This window comes from Pseudidiomarina marina, from assembly GCF_044807045.1.
Lineage (GTDB): Bacteria > Pseudomonadota > Gammaproteobacteria > Enterobacterales > Alteromonadaceae > Pseudidiomarina > Pseudidiomarina marina.
Genome location: NZ_CP085233.1, coordinates 362,849 through 381,139, shown reverse-complemented (window position 1 = coordinate 381,139; position 18,291 = coordinate 362,849). Strand labels below are relative to the sequence as shown.

The following is an 18,291-nucleotide window of genomic DNA, read 5'->3' as shown; positions in this document are numbered from 1 at the left end:
TATATCGAATATCGTTTTTGCAGTTACACGCGTTCGAAGACGGTGGCGATGCCCTGACCTAAACCAATACACATCGTCGCCACACCCAACGTCGCATCTTTGCTTTCCATAAGATTAATGAGCGTGGTTGAGATACGCGCACCTGAACAGCCGAGAGGGTGACCTAACGCAATTGCGCCGCCGTTCAAATTGACCTTCTCGTCCATCACATCAAGTAAGCCTAAGCCTTTTAGTACAGGCAGTGACTGTGCCGCGAACGCTTCGTTAAGTTCCCATAAATCAATGTCTTTGACATCTAAGCCAGCGCGTTTCAGTGCTTTTTGCGTCGCTGGCACTGGGCCGTAACCCATAATGGAAGGGTCGCAACCAGCTGCCGCCATGGCGCGAATACGAACACGCGGGGTTAAGCCAAGCTCTTTCGCTTTGTCTGCAGACATCACCAAACAAGCGGCTGCACCGTCAGATAACGCTGACGACGTACCGGCTGTCACGGTACCGTTGGCTGGGTCGAAGACCGGGCGTAACGCGGCTAAGCCTTCTACCGTGGTTTCTGGGCGAATGACTTCATCGTTTTTAACCAAGTGCAAAATACCGTCGGCGTCGTGACCTTCTAACGGTAAGATTTCTTTTGCAAAACGGCCTTCAACGGTCGCTGCGTAAGCGCGTTGATGCGAACGCGCGCCAAATGCATCTTGAGCAGCACGATCGATACCAAATTTGCGCGCCAATAACTCAGCGGTCATACCCATGCTACCAGCTGCGCGAGCAACGGATTTGTTCATGCCTGGGTGGAAATCGATGCCGTGCGTCATTGGTACGTGGCCCATGTGCTCAACACCACCCGCGATCATAATGTCGCCGTCGCCGTGCATAATGGCACGAGCAGCGTCATGAATCGCTTGCATTGAAGAACCACATAAACGGTTCACTGTGACCGCTGAAACTTGATGCGGAATGCCAGCAATAAGCGCGGCATTTCGCGCAATATTAAAGCCTTGTTCTAAGGTTTGCTGAACACAGCCCCAGTAGATGTCTTCGAGCTCGTTAACATCTACTTGCGGATTACGTTCGAGTAATCCTTTCATTAAGTGCGCCGATAAATCCTCGGCGCGAACATTGCGAAAAACACCGTTTTTCGAACGACCCATCGGGGTGCGAATACAATCGACAATCACTACGTCTTTCATAAATTCCTCCGTTAGCGCTACGCTAATGATTAACCGGCCAGGTATGATTTGCCTGACTTCGCCATTTCACGCAGGCCATCGGTTACTTGATACATTTCACCTAAGTGCGCGTACTTGTCGGCCAAAGCAATAAAGTTATCGAGGCCAACGGTTTCTAGGTAACGGAATGGCCCACCACGGAACGGCGGGAAGCCAAGTCCGTAAAGTAGCGCCATATCGCACTCAGCAGCACTAGCGACAATGCCTTCCTCTAAGCAACGTACGCACTCGTTTACCATTGGAACCATGCAACGAGCGATGATTTCATCAGCGTCGAGTTGCTTGTCGCCGATACCGAGCATTTCGTAGACTTCAGGTGCTTTTTCTTTGGCTGGGCGACCTTTCTTGTCCACGCCATAGTTGTAGAAACCTTTGCCGTTTTTCTGACCGTAACGCTCAGCTGCTGCTAATTTTGCAATCGCACTGCTGGTGTCGCGTGGCATACGACTTGGGAAGCCATCAGCCATAACCACGGTACAGTGATCCGCAGTGTCGATACCGACAACGTCAGAAAGGTAGGCTGGACCCATTGGCCAGCCAAACTGACGCTCCATGACCTTATCGATACCGGCGAAATCTACGCCTTCATCAACCATACCGGCAAAGCCAGCAAGGTAAGGGAACAACACGCGATTCACTAAGAATCCTGGGCAATCGTTAACAACAATGGCGGTCTTACCCATGCGCGAAGCATAAGCGACAACAGCTGCCACGGTTTCGTCTGAAGTTTTCTCGCCACGAATGACTTCCACTAATGGCATTTTGTGCACTGGATTAAAGAAGTGCATACCGCAGAAGCGTGACGGGTCTTTTAGATTCTTCGCTAAGCGATCAATTGAAATGGTTGAGGTGTTTGACACGATAATGGTGTCATCATCAACAACGCTCTCCATTTGCGCCAGTACTTTGCCTTTCACATCGGGGTTCTCGACCACCGCTTCAACGACAATATCAACGCCTTTTACGCCTTCATCGAGCAACGTCGGGGTAATGGAAGACAGTACTTTAGCCATTTTCTTGTGATCCATACGACCACGTTCAACTAATTTACCGAGAATCTTGCTTGCTTCAGCCATACCTAAATCAAGCGCTTCCTGACGGATATCTTTCATCACAACCGGCACGCCTTTATAGGCTGATTGGTAAGCAATACCGCCGCCCATAATGCCAGCGCCAAGTACCGCTGCGCGCTTAATTTCTTTGGTTGCTTGCTTAGCGGCTTTCTTTGCTTTGCCCTTGACTAACTGGTCGGCCATAAAAATACCGACTTGTGCGCGACAGGCATCTGTTTGCGTTAAACCGACAAAAGCAGCGTTTTCTGCATTTAAAGCTTCTTCACGACCATGTTTCGCGCCATCCTCAACCGCTTTAATAGCTGCATGAGGTGCTGGATAATGTTTACCAGCTTGTGCCGCAGCCATCGCTTTAGCGGTAACAAAGGTCATGGTTAATTCGGTATCGTTAGCTTTCAATGCTTCAAGTTTTGGCTGACGTTTTGCGCGCCAATCTAACTCGCCATCTGCTGCTGATTTCACCATGCGCAATGCCGCATCGCGCAATTTCTCTGGCATCACGACGGCATCCACTAAGCCAATCTTTAACGCATCTTCAGGCTTATTATTTTTACCAGTCGTGATGAGTTCTAACGCGTTGTCTGGGCCGATAATGCGCGGTAAACGCATGGTGCCACCGAAGCCTGGAATCAAACCAAGTTTTACTTCCGGCAGACCAATAACAGCACTGGTATCAACAACACGGTAGTCACACGCAAGCGTGGCTTCACAACCACCACCAAGCGCAAAGCCAGCAACTGCGGCAACGGTCGGTACAGGTAAGTCTTCCAATTGGTCAAATACGCGCGATGCTTTGGCTACCCAAACTTTGGTTTGTTCGACATCGGCAAATAAAGTAAGGAATTCTGTAATATCAGCGCCTACAATGAAAGTAGGTTTCGCGCTGGTGACAATCACACCGCGCAAATTTTTGCTGTTGGCCAATTCAGTTAATGCTTGGCTGAATTCTTCCAAGGTTTTCTGGTCAAATTTGTTCACAGAGCCTGCGGCTGCGAATTGAAGCTCGGCAATGCCGTCTTCTACAAATTCAACCCGAATGCTATCACCCTGATAAATCATATTCGGTCTCCTTGAGCGTTTACTGATAATCAGATTGCTTTCGGTTAAAGTGGTTCTTATAGTCGCCCTAGAGTGTGGCCTTATTGGGGCAATTTTTCAATGATTTTTTAAACGTGCGTTTGAATTATGTCGAAGTGGTATCAGCATTTTTGTGCGGTTGTATTATGTACTAGCGGTTTGGTGAGCGGTATTCATGCCAATGAATTATCGACAACTCAAGCGGCAGACAGTGCTATCGATGTGCGTCAACATCAACGCGACCTTTTTCTAGACGCAGAGGAAGCCTTGAAACGACGCCAACTCGATGAGTACGCTCGGCTTAACCAAGCGCTAAAAGACTACCCTTTACAGCCTTACCTCGAGGCAGATTACATTCGGCTGTTAGCCACACCTGAAGATGATGATCGAGTACTTGAATTCCTCAGCCAACATCATTTATCGCCATTAGGTTGGCAAGTACGCTCGGTGTGGCTGGATAAGCTCATGGATGGTCATCATTATGAACAGTTTTTGCGAGATTATGAGCACCCGGGTAGCACTCGACACCAATGTTTCTCTATTTATGCGCAGTTGGCGACCGGCTCGGGTGACACGAAACCGGTGTTGCGACGCGTCAATGATATTTGGCTGACGGGCGAGTCGTTACCTAAAGATTGCGACCCAGTATTAGAAGCATGGACAAATGCTGGCATGCGCACGACGGACATGGTGTGGCAGCGAATTGCACTGGCAGCTGAAGGTGGTAAGCACACATTAATTCCGTATTTGCAGAAAATGTTGCCGACGCCGATGCATTATTTATCCGAGCACTATCATCGGGTTCGACGTAATCCGAGTAGCCTCAATGAATTAAAGTACTTAACTGGAGACTATCCAGAGCTTGAAACACAAATTGTTGCATACGGTTTAGGACGATTAATTTGGCGTGATCCAGACATTGCGCTCAAACTCATCGATAATTTACCGGCTCATATTAACTTTTCCGCCGATCAATACCTCAAACTGAGGCAAACATTTGCCGTTGCCTTGAGCGTGAAAGGCCATGAACAAGCTGGCCGATGGCTTGCTCGAATTGACGCAACCGAACACACGGATGTAACTCTGCATTGGCAACTTGCCGAATGGCTGAGGCAGGGGGCGTGGACTCAAATCATGGGCCTAGTACCACGACTACCGGATACACAACGCGAGTCTGAACAATGGCAGTATTGGTTCGCTCGATCGCTTGAAGCGTTGGGTTTTGTGCCGGTATCAAAGCAAGTATTTGAGCGCGTTGCTCAGCAACGCAGCTATTATGGATTTCTCGCAGCAGCGAAACTGAAACAACCGTTAACTCTCAGCCGTAATGGGCTTGAATTACCTGCTGAGCAAGTGAATCGAGTGCGACAACTACCCGGTGTTCAGCGAGCGTATGAGTTACGAGCATTGGATAGAAATTTAGCTGCGCGACGAGAGTGGAATGCATTGCTTGAGCATCTACCGCCAAATGACCAGCGGGCGTTGGCAGTCATTGCAAGCGAGTGGGGCTGGCATGATCAAGCGATTTACACGCTGGGTCTGCTCGGCGAATATGACGCCATTGCTCAGCGTTTCCCAACCGCCTACATGGAAGAGCATCAAGAATTTTCAAACGCAGCAAATATTGATGTGAACTGGGCCCTTGCCGTTTCAAGGCGCGAAAGTGCGTTTCGTAATGATGCGCGCTCACACGCCGGCGCTTATGGTCTCATGCAATTACTTCCGAGTACCGCCAACTTGGTCGAACGTCGCGATGTGAGCGTGCATGAGTTGTTTAATCCGTCCTATAACATTCGGCTGGGCACGCGTTATTTAGCGGATTTACAGCGGCGGCTAGGGAACAATTGGATCTTGGCGACAGCGGCGTATAATGCTGGCATCTATCGAGTCTATGATTGGCTTCCAGCGCAACCAATGGAGGCCGATCGGTGGATAGAATTGATTCCGTATGTTGAAACAAGAAACTATGTAAAGAATGTATTGGCGTATCAACAGATTTATCGCTCGCTACGTGAAAATGAACTACAACCGGAATTATTTGGTGAATTAGTGCCAATGCAAATTAGCGGGTCGCAACTGAAACCTTAGGATGGATATGAGCGGATATCGGGTGCCGAGTGTGCCGGCAACCCATGAAATAGTGATTAAAAACAGCCGCTTTATTGCTTCGGTACGTCATGCGGATTCGGCCGCTGCGCATCAGCAGCATGTACGCGAATGTCAGCAACAATGGCCTGGTGCGAGTCACTATTGCACCGCAGCACTCTATGGGTCACCTCAAGATAGTCAGAGCTATGCCATGAGTGACGATGGTGAGCCATCAGGTACCGCGGGACGACCGATGTTTCATGTGTTGCAAAGTAGTGGTATTGGCGAAGTTTCAGTGGTTGTTACGCGTTACTTTGGTGGGGTAAAACTTGGCACGGGTGGTTTGCAACGCGCCTATAGCCAAGCGGTAAGTGAAGTGCTTAAAGTTTTGACCTGCCATGAAAAAGTACTACGCAAACCCGCTCAGATAAACTACGATTATGCAGACCAAAGTGTGGTTTCGCACACGCTACAACATTATGATGCAGTAATAAAAGAACAACAATTCACGGCTCATATTGAAGCGATACTTGATGTTGTGGCTGACACGGCAAGTGAACTTCAATCCGACATAAAAAATGCTACGCAAGGGCGCGTAGTCATGACAATTATAAATGAGGACGGCTAGTGCGCTTTCGCGGCATACTTCGTATTCTAGGACTACTGATTTGCCTCTTCAGTGTGACATTGATTCCGCCAGGAATCGTTGCGCTTATTTATGAAGACGGCGGTGGCGTTGCGTTTTTGCTGGCATTTATTGTCAGTATTACCGTGGGCTTTTTGGTGTGGTATCCAAACCGCAATGAGCGTTCCGATTTAAAGGTTCGTGATGGCTTTCTTCTAACCGTTTTATTCTGGACGGTACTTGGCTCGGTAGGTATTTTGCCGCTGTGGTTCACTGCCGAAGTGCCACTTTCTATTACGGATGCGGCTTTTGAATCCTTCTCCGGCCTAACGACGACTGGGGCGACAATACTTACCGGTATCGAACATTTACCGCACAGTATTCTGTTTTATCGCCAACAACTTCAATGGCTAGGCGGCATGGGTATTATCGTCTTGGCGGTTGCAATTCTACCAATGCTAGGTATCGGCGGCATGCAGCTTTATCGTGCGGAAATACCTGGGCCATTAAAAGACGCTAAAATGACCCCGCGCATTGCCGATACTGCCAAACATTTATGGTACATCTATGTGGCGTTAACAGCAGTGTGCGCAATTGCCTACAAACTCGCAGGTATGGGCTGGTTTGACGCCATAGGTCACGCCTTTTCGACCATTGCTGTCGGTGGTTTTAGCACTTACGATGCCAGCATCGGTTATTTCGATAATTCGCTGATAAATACTATATGTGTCGTATTTTTGATCTTATCATCGATCAATTTTGCCGTTCACTATGCAGCAATAACTGGGCGTTCTTTATGGGGGTATTTTCGCGATCCAGAAGCGCGCGGGTTCATCTTTATTCAAGTGACCCTCATTATCATCGTATTTATGACCGTGCTCGTGCATAAAATTTTCGACAATACCGAAACTGCCTTCAACCAAGCGATGTTTCAAGCTGTCTCGATTAGTACGACGGCCGGGTTTGCAACGACCGATTTTGCGAGTTGGCCATTGTTTTTGCCGATACTTCTTATTTTTGCCAGCTTTATCGGCGGGTGTGCGAGTTCAACCGCTGGGGGCTTGAAGGTTGTGCGCGTGATGTTGTTGTTCCGTCAAGGTGTGCGCGAATTGAATCGGCTAGTTCATCCGCAGGGAATGTATTCGGTGAAATTAGGGAAGCGAATTGTTCCTCCCCGTGTTGTCGAAGCGGTATGGGGGTTCTTTGCTGCTTATGCATTAGTGTTTGTTGTGATCATGCTGGGGCTATTAGCAACGGGCCTCGATGATATCACTGCTTTCTCGGCAACCGCTGCGTGTTTGAATAATCTCGGGCCAGGTTTAGGCGATGTTGCTGCGAACTATGCTGGTATACCAGATACCGCGAAGTGGCTACTGGTTGTAGCCATGCTGTTTGGGCGCCTTGAGGTATTTACCATTTTGGTGCTACTAACACCTACGTTCTGGCGTAGCTAGAAGAATAGGGCGCTTGGTTGGAACAGGCGCTCTACTTCGCGAATATATTTCTTATCAACTAGGAATAAAATGACGTGGTCATCTGCTTGCAATACGGTATCGTCATGAGCAATGAGCACTTCGTTTCCGCGCACAATGGCACCGATAGTAGTACCCGGCGGTAACTTGATTTCATCAATCGTCTTACCGATAACTTTCGAAGTCTTCTCATCACCGTGAGCAATCGCTTCGATCGCTTCAGCAGCTCCTTTGCGGAGTGAGTAAGCGTTTACTATATCGCCTTTTCGAATCAGCGATAATAATGCCGAAACGGTCGCGCGTTGCGGCGAGATCGCAATGTCAATTACGTTATCTTGTACAAGATCCACATACGCTTGACGCTGAATCAGTACCATCGTTTTCTTCGCACCGAGCTTTTTCGCTAACATCGCCGACATTATGTTGGCTTCGTCATCGTTAGTTACCGCAATAAACACATCCATATCTTCAATATGTTCTTCGGTAAGCAACCGCTCATCAGAAGCGTCACCTTGTAAAATAGTAGTGTTTTGTAGGCTCTCGTTAAGTGCTTCTGCCCGCTCTTTATTGTGTTCGACAAGTTTAACGCGATGGTTTTCTTCGAGTAGTGCTGCGAGCCCCGCACCAACATTACCGCCGCCGGCAATCATGACACGACGATACTGGTGCTCGAGTTTTTGCATTTCTTCCATGACCATTCGCACATACCGGGTGTCCGCAATGAAAAAGATTTCATCACCTGCTTCAATGATGGTGGTACCCATGGGCTTAATCGCTTGCCCTTGGCGGAAGATTGCCGCAACCCGTGTTTCCACGTTTGGCATATGGCTTTTTAATGTCGAAATAGCATGCCCAACTAACTTACCGCCATAATAAGCTCGCACAGCAACAAGGCTGGCGCGCCCACCGGCAAACTCCATTACCTGCAGTGCGCCCGGATAGTCCACTAAGCGTTTTATATAGTGGGTAACCTGCTGCTCAGGAGAAATCAGGTAATCTACCGGTATATCGTCTTTGTGGAATAACTTATCTTTGTAGTCGCTGTATTCTTGCGAGCGAATGCGCGCAATTCGTTTCGGTGTACGATAAAGCGTATAGGCAATCTGGCATGCGAGCATATTGGTTTCATCGCTTGGCGTCACCGCAATTAGCATATCCGCATCTTCGCAGCCCGCTTGGCGCAGTACCCGCGGATGTGATGCATGCCCTTCAATCGTGCGAATATCGTGAACTTCAGACAGGGATTCGAGGCGCGATTTATCCGTATCAACAACGGTAATATCGTTGTCTTCACCGACTAGGTTCTCAGCTAAAGTACCGCCAACTTGACCACCGCCTAAAATCACTATTTTCATTTGCGCTTTTCCAGTTTTGCGTAGTAAAACCCATCACCATTTTGGTCGCCGGGTAACCATTGCCACTCTACTGCGCCATCGGGCTTCGTTGCAACAGCTATTGCATCCGAATGGCGTTGTTTAAATGCTTCAATTTGCAGTGTATTTTCTTCTGCCAGTATAGAACATGTTGCATACAATAGTGTGCCACCAGGCTTTAAGGTTGGCCACAAGGCATCCAAAATCTGTCGCTGAATAGCTACAAGCTCAGCAATATCGCTATCACGACGTAACCATTTGATATCAGGATGGCGGCGGATTACACCGGTTGCCGAGCAAGGTGCGTCGAGCAAAATGCGATCAAATAACTGACCGTCCCACCACTTGGTATTAGTGGCGTCGGCGGTTTGTACTTCGGCTTTAAGCTGTAATCGTTGTAAGTTTTCATGAACGCGCTTTAAGCGCTGTTCATCGGCATCAATCGCTAAAACCTGTGCTTCTGGTTGCTTCTCTAAAATATGCGCGGTTTTTCCGCCCGGCGCAGCGCAACAATCTAAAATACGTTCGCCAGCTTGTGCATCAAGTAACCATGCGGCGTGCTGCGCGGCGATGTCTTGCACTGAAACCCACCCATCTTGAAAGTGCGGTAGTTGTTGCACATCAACTGCATTTACGAGTTGTATGGCGGTTTCTAATGGCGCATCGGCAACCGCCTCAATAACGGCCTCGCGCAATAGCTCAAGATATTCCGCCCGATTCGTACGTTGAGAATTGATGCGTAACCACATCGGTGCTTGGTCATTATTGGCCTTGAATATCGCGTTTGCTTGGGTTGGATAATGTTGTGTTAGTCTATCGGCAAGCCAACGCGGATGGCCGTGTAACAGTGCAGGTTTTGTGTTTAATTGCTGTTGCAGTTGCGGAAGCTGGCGCTGAAGATTTCGTAACACGCCATTCACCAAGCCTTTTTGTTTGCCGCGCTTTAATAACACCGCCGCATCAACGGTGGCGGAAACCGCAGCATGTTCAGCTGAGCCCATATAGACGAGTTGGTAGGCACCTACCAGCAATAAACTGTGCAATATTTTCAGTTCACCCTTGAGCGGCTTACTTACTAAGGCACCAACCATAAAATTAAGTGCAGGCAAATGACGCAATGTTCCATAAGCGAGAGCTTGCGCCATACCTTTATCACGCGGTGTCAGCTGTCGATTTAAGTTTGGCAAGGCTTGGCTAAGTGAGCGACCTTGTTCAATAACTTGAAATATCGCTTGAGCAGCAACAGCCCGACTATCGGCTCCCGGGCGCACGTTGGTTTGGCTCATGACTGTACCTGAGGTAGCGAAGTGTTTGGTGTAAGCCAATCACTGCGGCCATTGAGAAAGTCTGCGGCAGCCATCGGCTTTTTACCGGCTGGCTGAAGTTCCAATAAACGTAGTGCTTGGTCTGCGGTTTGAACAACAATGCCGTGCTTATCGGCGCGTAAAATTGTTCCTGGTGCGGCATCCCCACCACCTACAACATCAGCGCGCCAAACTTTGACAATCTCGTTATTCGCACAAGTGAACCAACAAATGGGCCAAGGATTAAACGCACGAACCCATCGTTCTAGCGCGACAGCGGGCTGATGCCAATCGAGTTGCGCTTCTTCTTTGCTCAACTTCTTCGCATATGTTGCCTGAGACTCATCTTGAGTGATTGCGGCGCCTTGCAACTGCTCTAAATTGTGTAGCGCATCACGTAATGCTGCGGGACCCAGCTTTGCAAGTTTTGTATAAAGTGTCGCCGATGTATCAACGGGTAAAATAGGTAATCGGGCTTCAAGCAAAACAGGGCCGGTATCTAAACCTGCCTCCATTTGCATAATGGCAACGCCAGTCTCGTCGTCGCCAGCCCAGAGTGCGCGTTGAATTGGCGCCGCACCGCGCCAACGCGGCAACAGTGAGCCGTGAACGTTCACGCAACCAAGTCGAGGCGTATCTAATACCGACTGCGGTAACAATAAACCGTAGGCAACCACCACCATCACATCAGCGTTATAGCTTGCCAGCTGCACTTGCGCTTCTGCCTGTTTGAAGTTCTCCGGTTGTTCTACCGGGATCTCATGTTGTAGCGCTAATTGCTTGACGGGGCTTGCTTGAAGTTTTTTACCGCGTCCTGCTGGCCGGTCAGGTTGTGTATAAACGGCGACAACATTGATGTTGTCATCCTCGATTAATGCCGCCAAATGCTGCGCAGCAAAATCTGGCGTACCGGCAAACACCACCTTCAATTTATTCGGCATGCAAACGCGCTTCTTTTTCGAGTTTTTTACGAATGCGGTCGCGTTTTAGCGGCGACAAGTAGTCAACGAACAGCTTACCATTAAGGTGATCGAGTTCGTGTTGGATACAAATGGCCAGCAAGCCTTCGGCCGTCAGCGAGAATTCTTCGCCGTTGCGGTCAAGTGCTTTCACGGTCACTTTGCCGGCGCGTTCAACCTTCGCGTACACGCCAGGGAACGATAAACAGCCTTCTTCGTTGGTGAAATGGCCTTCTTGTGCTGTAATCTCAGGGTTAATAAACACCAGAGGTTCGTTCTGATCTTCACTACAGTCAGCAACGAATAGGCGACGGTGAATATCGACCTGCGTAGCCGCAAGGCCAACGCCATTCGACTCGTACATCGTTTCAAACATGTTGTCGATGTCCGCTCTCAGAGCGTCGTCAACTTGCTGAATTGGTTGTGCGACGGTGCGTAATCGCTCGTCTGGATATTTTAAAATTGTTAATTTACTCATAACCTTTCATTCGCTAGTTTCATCTTGCGTGATTTTAACGTAATTTGGGGATGAACACACGGTTTTACAACGGAGCTCAAGATGACCAAATGGCAATTACCGGCGATTGCGCTAATCGGTTTTCTGCTAGGTACACCACTGCATGTTGCCGTGGCGCAGTCAAATACAGCAGAACAAACAAAAGGCGATGTGTTGTCGTTACGTGAAGACGCGCCGCAAGAATATGTTGTCAAAAAAGGCGATACGCTGTGGGATATTTCCGAGTTGTACTTAAACGACCCGTGGTATTGGCCTGAATTGTGGCGTATTAATGAAGATGTGGCGAACCCGCATTTAATTTACCCTGGCGACCGATTACTTTTGGTTTGGGTAGATGGCCGACCGCAATTAACGCGTAAAGAATACCGTGCGTTGTTGCCGCAAGGTGAAGTGAAAGAAAAAGGTGAGCCCATTCCGACGTTTTCGCGTGAGATGCTAGCACCACTGCTAACTGAGCATCGATTGGTAACCCGCGCAGCGCTGGATGCATTGCCGCAAGTTTTGGGTGACAACCGCGGTGCGCCGCGCGTGAACGGAATGTTACCAGTATTTATTAAAGGCGCGGTGGAGAAAACCACCTATAGTGTGTTCACTCCGGTTGAGCGCATTGATCAAGGTGAATTACTTCGCTATGTGGGTGATGTCGATATCACCTATAACAGTGGTGAAATCGCCGAAGGTGAACTGAGTCGAATTCAACGAGAAATTCGTCGTGGCGACTACCTGCTAGAGACCAAACCATTAAATATTCCAGGCGTAATCACGCCAGTTTCTGGCGCTGAAATGGATGGACAAGTGATTGCCTCACTCAATAATCGTAAAGAGCAGGGCAAGTACGATGTGGTGGTGTTAAATAAAGGCGCAAAACAGGGCGTAAAAGTAGGCCAGATGTATCAAGCCATTCGCCCAGGTTCAACGGTTTTTGTTGAAGGCAAGGAAATCAGCTTGGTGAATTTCTACAAACCATCTGATGACATTTCGCGCTACTGGCGTAACACCGTTCAGCTACCGGTATCAGCAACGGCCGAAATGATGGTTCTAGAAGTGCAAGAAGAGACGAGTTTCGCGATTGTATTGCGTTCACGCGAGTGGCTATCGGTAGGCGATTACTACATTCCAAAGCAGCTTTAAATAAAATCAGAAGCTTGCTTTCCTAAACACTGGAGGTTATCAGCATGGATGCTGAAACCGCGACGACGTTGCTGGCACTTGCCAGCGCGCCGAGCAAACATCGGAAGTTTTTACGCACCCTGAGTTCGTTTGAACAAATTGCTGCCCATGCACGATGGCCGAGTGCCAATCTTGTTCCGGCACGCATTGAAAAGCTGCAGCAGTGGGCAGAACAGCCAAATTGCCATGCTATTCATCTGCGCGATCCGTTATATCCTGAAGCCCTAAAACATATTCACGATCCACCGATGGTACTGTTCGCTCACGGCGATTTGCGCTGTCTGGATGCAACAAATGTTGCGGTAATTGGCAGCCGAAACGCATCTCCAGTAGGGCAACATACAGCCGATTATTTCGCGCGAGGCTTAGCTCGTTCTGGCGTCGTTGTCAGTAGTGGCTTAGCAGCGGGTATCGATGGAGCGGCGCATCGTGGTGCGCTAGATGAGGGGAGAACGCTTGCGGTATTGGCGTCTGGTCCTGATATTTACTACCCATCGCGGAATCGTCAACTGCAACAACAGATTATGCAAGCCGGGTTAGTGATTAGTGAATTCGCGCCGGGTACGCCTCCAAAACGCGATCATTTTCCGCGGCGCAACCGTATTCTCAGTGGTTTGTCGCAACTGGTACTGGTGATTGAGGCGAAGCTTTATAGCGGCACACTGATTACGGCTGGGTTAGCGCAAGATCAGCAAAAAACAATTATGGTTGTACCTGGTTCAATTTGGGATGCCGCATTTACTGGAAGTTTCAAGCTGCTAACTGAAGGTGCAGGAATAGCGGTTTGTGTAAACGATATTCTGCGTGAGTTGAATTTACCAGAATTGCCCCCATCTCAATTATCAGCAAAACAGCATCAAATAAATTCAACGCGAAGCTTGGCAAACCGCCAATTGTTGGCTAATGTGGGATCAGAGGTCACCTCAATAGACACCATTGTGGCGCGCAGTGGACTGCCGGTTGCGATTGTTACAGAGCAGTTGGTGTTACTAGAACTTGAGGGTAGTGTGATCTCAGTTTCAGGCGGTTATATAAAAATGGGGAGGCGCTAACGATGTTTGATATCCTCATGTACTTGTTCGAGAACTATATACATTCGGACATGGAGGTTGTAGTTAACCATGATGAGCTAACTGACGAACTCACCCGCGCTGGATTCCATCGCCAAGAGATTCATAAGGCGCTCGCTTGGTTAGAACGCTTGGCTGACTTACAAGACAGCCATGCCTCACCGTATGTAAATAAATCTGAGAGCAAAAGTACACGGGTCTTCACGACCGAAGAAGTTGCACGACTGGATTGTGCCAGCCGTGGTTTTTTAATGTACCTAGAGAGCCTTGGGGTATTGGATTTTACGACTCGCGAAATGGTAATTGACCGAGTCATGGAACTCGACACCCAACAGTTTACGCTCGATGATTTGAAGTGGGTGGTGCTGATGGTGCTGTTTAATGTACCTGGCCGCGAAGATGCCTACGATCAAATGGAAGGCTTGCTGTTTGAGGAACCCGAGGGTTTATTGCATTAAATGACCGATAACTTCTTGGAACCACAGTCGCTGGGCGTGCCTTGCCCCCGGTGTCAGCGTGATCTGCAACTCAAAAAGGGCCGCTACGGCTTATTTGTTGGCTGCAGCGGCTACCCTGATTGTGATTACATGACTGCTGCCGACTTCGATCCCGGTACTGATGCGCCTTGTCCAGTATGCCAATCTGGCAAGCTGGTTCAGAAGACGAGTCGTTTCGGTAACTCCTTTTATGCCTGTGACCATTATCCTACGTGCAAGTATTCGGTGAATTTGCCGCCAGTTGCCCAAACTTGCCCAACCTGTGAATTTCCGCTGCTACTCAAGAAGAAAACTGCGGCTGGTGAACGGTTGATCTGCGCAAATGATTCCTGTAACTACAAATCTTCGTTAAAATAACGCCACTTTCGGAAATAATCCGGCACTATTAGGCTTTTGAAGAGATCATTTACATGACTGAACAAACTGATCCATGGTTCTCGGCTAAGCAAGCATTTGCCAACGGCGAATTGTTGGCATATCCAACTGAGGCCGTGTTTGGTCTGGGTTGTGACCCGCGTAACGCTGAGGCGGTGAATAAACTACTGCAGGCAAAACAGCGTCCACAAGAAAAGGGGCTCATTTTGTTGGCTGCCGATTACAGTCAGCTGGTGGAATTTGTTGCTGATCATAAAATTCCACAAGATAAACGTTTCAGCGTGTTTTCAAATTGGCCAGGACCGGTCACGCTACTATTACCGGCGGCGGAAAATGTACCGGAATGGTTACGCGGTGCGCATGACCAAATTGCAGTGCGTGTAACCGCTCATGAGCCGGCTCGTCAGTTGTGTAAAGCGCTAGGTAGCGCCATCGTATCAACTAGTGCGAATTTATCTGGGCAGCCAGCGCTCACCACTGCTGACGATGTCCGTGCAACTTTCGGTGACAGCATCGCTTGGGTGATGGATGCACCAACCGGTGGCGCATTAAAGCCATCACGGATTATTGATCCACTCACGAAAAAGGTTATTCGGGATTAAACATGCACGATTCGATGTTGGAACAGGTCAATCACTACTTGAAAAGCCTGCAAGATAAAATCTGCGATGCCTTAGAGCAAGCTGACGGCAAGGGTGTTTTCCAAGAAGAGGCTTGGCAGCGTGCTGGCGGCGGCGGTGGTCGCTCTCGCGTACTTCGCGATGGCGCTGTTCTAGAGCAAGGTGGGGTTGGCTATTCGCATGTGTTTGGTGAACAAATGCCAGCATCGGCAACAGCTCATCGACCTGAACTGGCCGGTCGCAATTTTAATGCGTGTGGGGTGAGTTTAGTGATGCATCCACGTAATCCTTATGTACCCACAAGCCACGCAAACGTTCGTTTTTTCATTGCCGAAAAAGAAGGTGCCGAGCCTGTTTGGTGGTTTGGTGGCGGTTTTGATCTCACGCCATTCTATCCATTTGATGACGACATCAAGCATTGGCACCAAGTGGCATACAACGCGCTGCAACCGTTTGGCGACGAGCTGTATCCAAAATTTAAGAAATGGTGTGATGATTATTTTTGGTTAAAACACCGTGATGAAACGCGTGGTGTTGGCGGATTGTTCTTTGATGATTTGAACGAACGTGGCTTTGAGGAGAGCTTTGCGATAATGCGTGCTGTTGGCGACGCTTATCTCGACGCTTATTTGCCAATTATTGCCCGCCGTAAAGACATGCCATATGGCGAACGCGAGCGTGAATTTCAGCTCTATCGCCGCGGTCGTTATGTCGAATTCAATTTAGTGTGGGACCGCGGCACATTATTTGGCTTGCAAACAGGCGGTCGCACCGAGTCTATCCTCATGTCGATGCCACCGCTGGCGCGTTGGGAGTATGGCTATCAGCCTGAACCGGGAAGTGCTGAAGCCAAACTGTACGCAGATTATTTACGTCCGCGCGACTGGTTAACAGAGCTTTAATTAGAATTAATCATGTGATGCGCCAATTGCGTGAAGCGTTGGCGTAACTGCATTTTTAACAGTTCATCGTGCACTTGTTCATCAAGTACTTGATACATACATAGCAACCATTGATCTCGTAATTTAACGTCAATAGTAAACGGCATATGGCGTGCGCGAAGACGTGGGTGGCCATATTTTTCTTCAAATAATTGTGGACCACCAAACCAGCCGCTCAAGAATTCAAAGAATTTTTGCCGAATGGCCGTCATTGGTTGTGGGTGTATCGCTAACAAATCTTTTGCGCGTGGGGCACTCTCCATGACATCATAAAATCTCTCAGCCATGGCGCGAACTGCAGGTTCTCCGCCAAGCTGGTCATAAATTGATTGTGGGCCTTTTGCTTCTTTGCCCGCACGAAGGAAGTTAAACATGGCGATATTTACAGTTTTTGGGAATCCGGTTGCACACAGTTTGTCTCCCCAAATCCACCAAGCATTTGCTCAACAAATTGGGGTAGAGCTTAATTACACGCGCAGTTTAACATCAGCGTCTGGGTTTAGCCGAGCAGTCGCTAAGTTTTTTCGCTCTGGTGGTGCGGGCGCTAATGTTACGGTACCGTTTAAGCAACAAGCCTTCGAACTCGTCACCTATGTAACGACACGTGCACAGCTAGCTGGCGCCGTGAATACACTGGTGCCTCTCGGTTACGGTCAGCTATTGGGTGACAATACCGATGGCATTGGCCTCGTACGCGATTTACAAAAGAATTTACAGCAAACGTTGGCCAACCGTGATGTCGTTGTTTTGGGAGCGGGTGGGGCCGCGCGCGGCGTTATTGCACCGTTAATAGAGCACGGCGTCGCCAGTTTAACCATTGCGAACCGATCGCGGGAAAGAGCCGCCAATTTGGTCGAGCAGATGGCGGATTTAAAACTTCGAGCATGTACCTTCAAGCAACTGACTATTCCTTCGGGTGCCATTGTTATTAATGCGACCAGTGCCAGTTTGACAGGTCATGAAATTCCTATAGAGAACAATGAATTAGCGAATGCTGGATGCGTCTATGATATGGTGTATGGAGCGCAACCAACGGCGTTCATGCAGCAAGCGCAACAAGCAGGTGTCGCGACTGTTTATGATGGCTTAGGTATGTTGGTTGAGCAAGCAGGAGCTGCTTTTCAAATGTGGCACGAAGGCGCCAAGTTAGATACTCAAAAAGTCATTCAGAAATTACGTGAAACAATAAGCGGGTGACGTTTAGTCGCGTAAAACAATATCAGGACTGAGGTCAACATCGCCCTCATGATTGACACTGGCGAATTCACTGCCACGGCGCACAACCGCCAGCGGGCCGTCTTCAGTATTACGGATAAACGCCAAATCAAATCCAAACTTTTGTAGCTGGTAAACACCAAACTTTTGGTCCATTGACAATCGATCCCACCACTCTGATTGATTGAGAGCGATACGGCGTCGCTCAAACTCCTCGAGTTGGCGTAGCTCATCTTTTGTCAACTTCATTGATTCTGTTTCCATAGGACCACGTTTGGTTAAGTATTAAACAGTCACACTCATCATATACATAGTACTCATTCAACACTAGTTCAGATTGCTTTTGCAAGAACTATGACAAGCAGTATATAGAAAAAGTAAGACAATGTTGATTCCTTTTGCGTATATGGGATTTTGATAACGCACAAAAATTGTTCTAAGAAAATCGCATTTGGCACTGGCAATCGTCGATTAATGTGATAGTCTTCTATTTCGATTCAACGAGAATTGACAGAGCACGCCGTTACCTTCCAAGTATGTGCTAAAAATCAGTTTCCACAACTGAGCCAAAATAAGAATAAAACGCTGTCAGGGATTCAGAAGTACTTCGAACCCCTTGTTATTCAAGACGTTTACAAATCTGTTGTCACCAGAGATCTATGATCTTTCGCTGGTGCATTTTGTCGTTT

The 18,291-nt window shown here is 48.5% G+C and carries 18 protein-coding genes; 10 read left to right on the top strand and 8 right to left on the bottom strand.

Going from position 1 to position 18,291, the window contains the following annotated elements; genetic code table 11:
- Positions 1 to 23: 23 nt before the first annotated feature.
- Both fadA and fadB read right to left on the bottom strand, forming a co-directional pair.
- Positions 24 to 1,187 carry an acetyl-CoA C-acyltransferase FadA gene (fadA, locus tag LG272_RS01815; protein WP_126759787.1) on the bottom strand — a complete coding sequence of 388 codons (1,164 nt, stop codon included), beginning with the start codon at positions 1,185 to 1,187 and terminating at the stop codon, positions 24 to 26.
- Positions 1,188 to 1,216: 29 nt separating this feature from the next.
- A complete protein-coding gene (gene fadB / locus LG272_RS01810) occupies positions 1,217 to 3,358 on the bottom strand; it encodes a fatty acid oxidation complex subunit alpha FadB (protein ID WP_126759786.1) in 2,142 nt (713 codons plus the stop codon).
- A gap of 126 nt (positions 3,359 to 3,484) precedes the next feature.
- On the opposite strand from fadB, the gene LG272_RS01805 reads away from it, so the two are divergent.
- From LG272_RS01805 to LG272_RS01795, 3 genes are read left to right on the top strand one after another with little or no spacing between them, the layout of a single operon-like run.
- Positions 3,485 to 5,464: a transglycosylase SLT domain-containing protein gene (locus tag LG272_RS01805; protein ID WP_404409264.1), complete on the top strand. Its 1,980-nt coding sequence runs from the start codon at positions 3,485 to 3,487 to the stop codon at positions 5,462 to 5,464.
- Positions 5,465 to 5,471: 7 nt separating this feature from the next.
- Complete coding sequence (locus LG272_RS01800) at positions 5,472 to 6,092, top strand: YigZ family protein (protein WP_404409262.1); 621 nt, start codon at positions 5,472 to 5,474, stop codon at positions 6,090 to 6,092.
- The gene (locus LG272_RS01795; RefSeq protein WP_404409260.1) at positions 6,092 to 7,543 is read left to right on the top strand and encodes a TrkH family potassium uptake protein; all 1,452 of its coding nucleotides are present in this window, start codon (positions 6,092 to 6,094) and stop codon (positions 7,541 to 7,543) included. The genes LG272_RS01800 and LG272_RS01795 overlap by 1 nt, the downstream gene beginning before the upstream one ends.
- Here the strand turns inward: LG272_RS01795 and trkA are convergent.
- From trkA to def, 4 genes are read right to left on the bottom strand one after another with little or no spacing between them, the layout of a single operon-like run.
- A complete protein-coding gene (gene trkA, locus LG272_RS01790) occupies positions 7,540 to 8,916 on the bottom strand; it encodes a Trk system potassium transporter TrkA (protein WP_126759782.1) in 1,377 nt (458 codons plus the stop codon). The two genes, LG272_RS01795 and trkA, sit on opposite strands and share 4 nt — an antisense overlap.
- Positions 8,913 to 10,220: a 16S rRNA (cytosine(967)-C(5))-methyltransferase RsmB gene (rsmB, locus tag LG272_RS01785; RefSeq protein ID WP_404409258.1), complete on the bottom strand. Its 1,308-nt coding sequence runs from the start codon at positions 10,218 to 10,220 to the stop codon at positions 8,913 to 8,915. The genes trkA and rsmB overlap by 4 nt, the downstream gene beginning before the upstream one ends.
- Positions 10,217 to 11,179, bottom strand: coding sequence for a methionyl-tRNA formyltransferase (fmt, locus tag LG272_RS01780; protein WP_404409256.1), 963 nt, complete (start codon positions 11,177 to 11,179; stop codon positions 10,217 to 10,219). The genes rsmB and fmt overlap by 4 nt, the downstream gene beginning before the upstream one ends.
- Positions 11,169 to 11,675 carry a peptide deformylase gene (def, locus tag LG272_RS01775; RefSeq protein ID WP_404409254.1) on the bottom strand — a complete coding sequence of 169 codons (507 nt, stop codon included), beginning with the start codon at positions 11,673 to 11,675 and terminating at the stop codon, positions 11,169 to 11,171. The genes fmt and def overlap by 11 nt, the downstream gene beginning before the upstream one ends.
- Positions 11,676 to 11,756: 81 nt before the next feature.
- On the opposite strand from def, the gene LG272_RS01770 reads away from it, so the two are divergent.
- From LG272_RS01770 to hemF, 6 genes are read left to right on the top strand one after another with little or no spacing between them, the layout of a single operon-like run.
- A complete protein-coding gene (locus LG272_RS01770; RefSeq protein WP_404409252.1) occupies positions 11,757 to 12,845 on the top strand; it encodes a LysM peptidoglycan-binding domain-containing protein in 1,089 nt (362 codons plus the stop codon).
- A 44-nt stretch (positions 12,846 to 12,889) separates the two neighbouring features.
- A complete protein-coding gene (dprA, locus tag LG272_RS01765) occupies positions 12,890 to 13,936 on the top strand; it encodes a DNA-processing protein DprA (RefSeq protein WP_404409250.1) in 1,047 nt (348 codons plus the stop codon).
- Between the two features lie 2 nt (positions 13,937 to 13,938).
- Positions 13,939 to 14,412: a DUF494 family protein gene (locus LG272_RS01760; RefSeq protein WP_126759776.1), complete on the top strand. Its 474-nt coding sequence runs from the start codon at positions 13,939 to 13,941 to the stop codon at positions 14,410 to 14,412.
- On the top strand, positions 14,413 to 14,808 hold the full coding sequence (locus tag LG272_RS01755; RefSeq protein WP_126759775.1) for a type I DNA topoisomerase: 396 nt from the start codon (positions 14,413 to 14,415) through the stop codon (positions 14,806 to 14,808).
- Between the two features lie 53 nt (positions 14,809 to 14,861).
- The gene (locus LG272_RS01750) at positions 14,862 to 15,428 is read left to right on the top strand and encodes an L-threonylcarbamoyladenylate synthase (RefSeq protein ID WP_126759774.1); all 567 of its coding nucleotides are present in this window, start codon (positions 14,862 to 14,864) and stop codon (positions 15,426 to 15,428) included.
- Positions 15,429 to 15,430: 2 nt separating this feature from the next.
- The gene (gene hemF, locus LG272_RS01745; RefSeq protein ID WP_404409247.1) at positions 15,431 to 16,348 is read left to right on the top strand and encodes an oxygen-dependent coproporphyrinogen oxidase; all 918 of its coding nucleotides are present in this window, start codon (positions 15,431 to 15,433) and stop codon (positions 16,346 to 16,348) included.
- Here hemF and LG272_RS01740 read toward each other — a convergent pair.
- Positions 16,345 to 16,761 (bottom strand): group II truncated hemoglobin, encoded by a 417-nt coding sequence (locus LG272_RS01740; protein ID WP_404409245.1) that lies wholly within the window; start codon positions 16,759 to 16,761, stop codon positions 16,345 to 16,347. The two genes, hemF and LG272_RS01740, sit on opposite strands and share 4 nt — an antisense overlap.
- On the opposite strand from LG272_RS01740, the gene aroE reads away from it, so the two are divergent.
- Complete coding sequence (aroE, locus tag LG272_RS01735; protein ID WP_404409243.1) at positions 16,760 to 17,584, top strand: shikimate dehydrogenase; 825 nt, start codon at positions 16,760 to 16,762, stop codon at positions 17,582 to 17,584. The two genes, LG272_RS01740 and aroE, sit on opposite strands and share 2 nt — an antisense overlap.
- Before the next feature lie 3 nt (positions 17,585 to 17,587).
- Here aroE and LG272_RS01730 read toward each other — a convergent pair whose 3' ends face one another.
- Entirely contained in the window at positions 17,588 to 17,851 is a 264-nt protein-coding gene (locus tag LG272_RS01730; protein ID WP_126759770.1) for a hypothetical protein, read from the bottom strand.
- Positions 17,852 to 18,291: the final 440 nt, after the last annotated feature.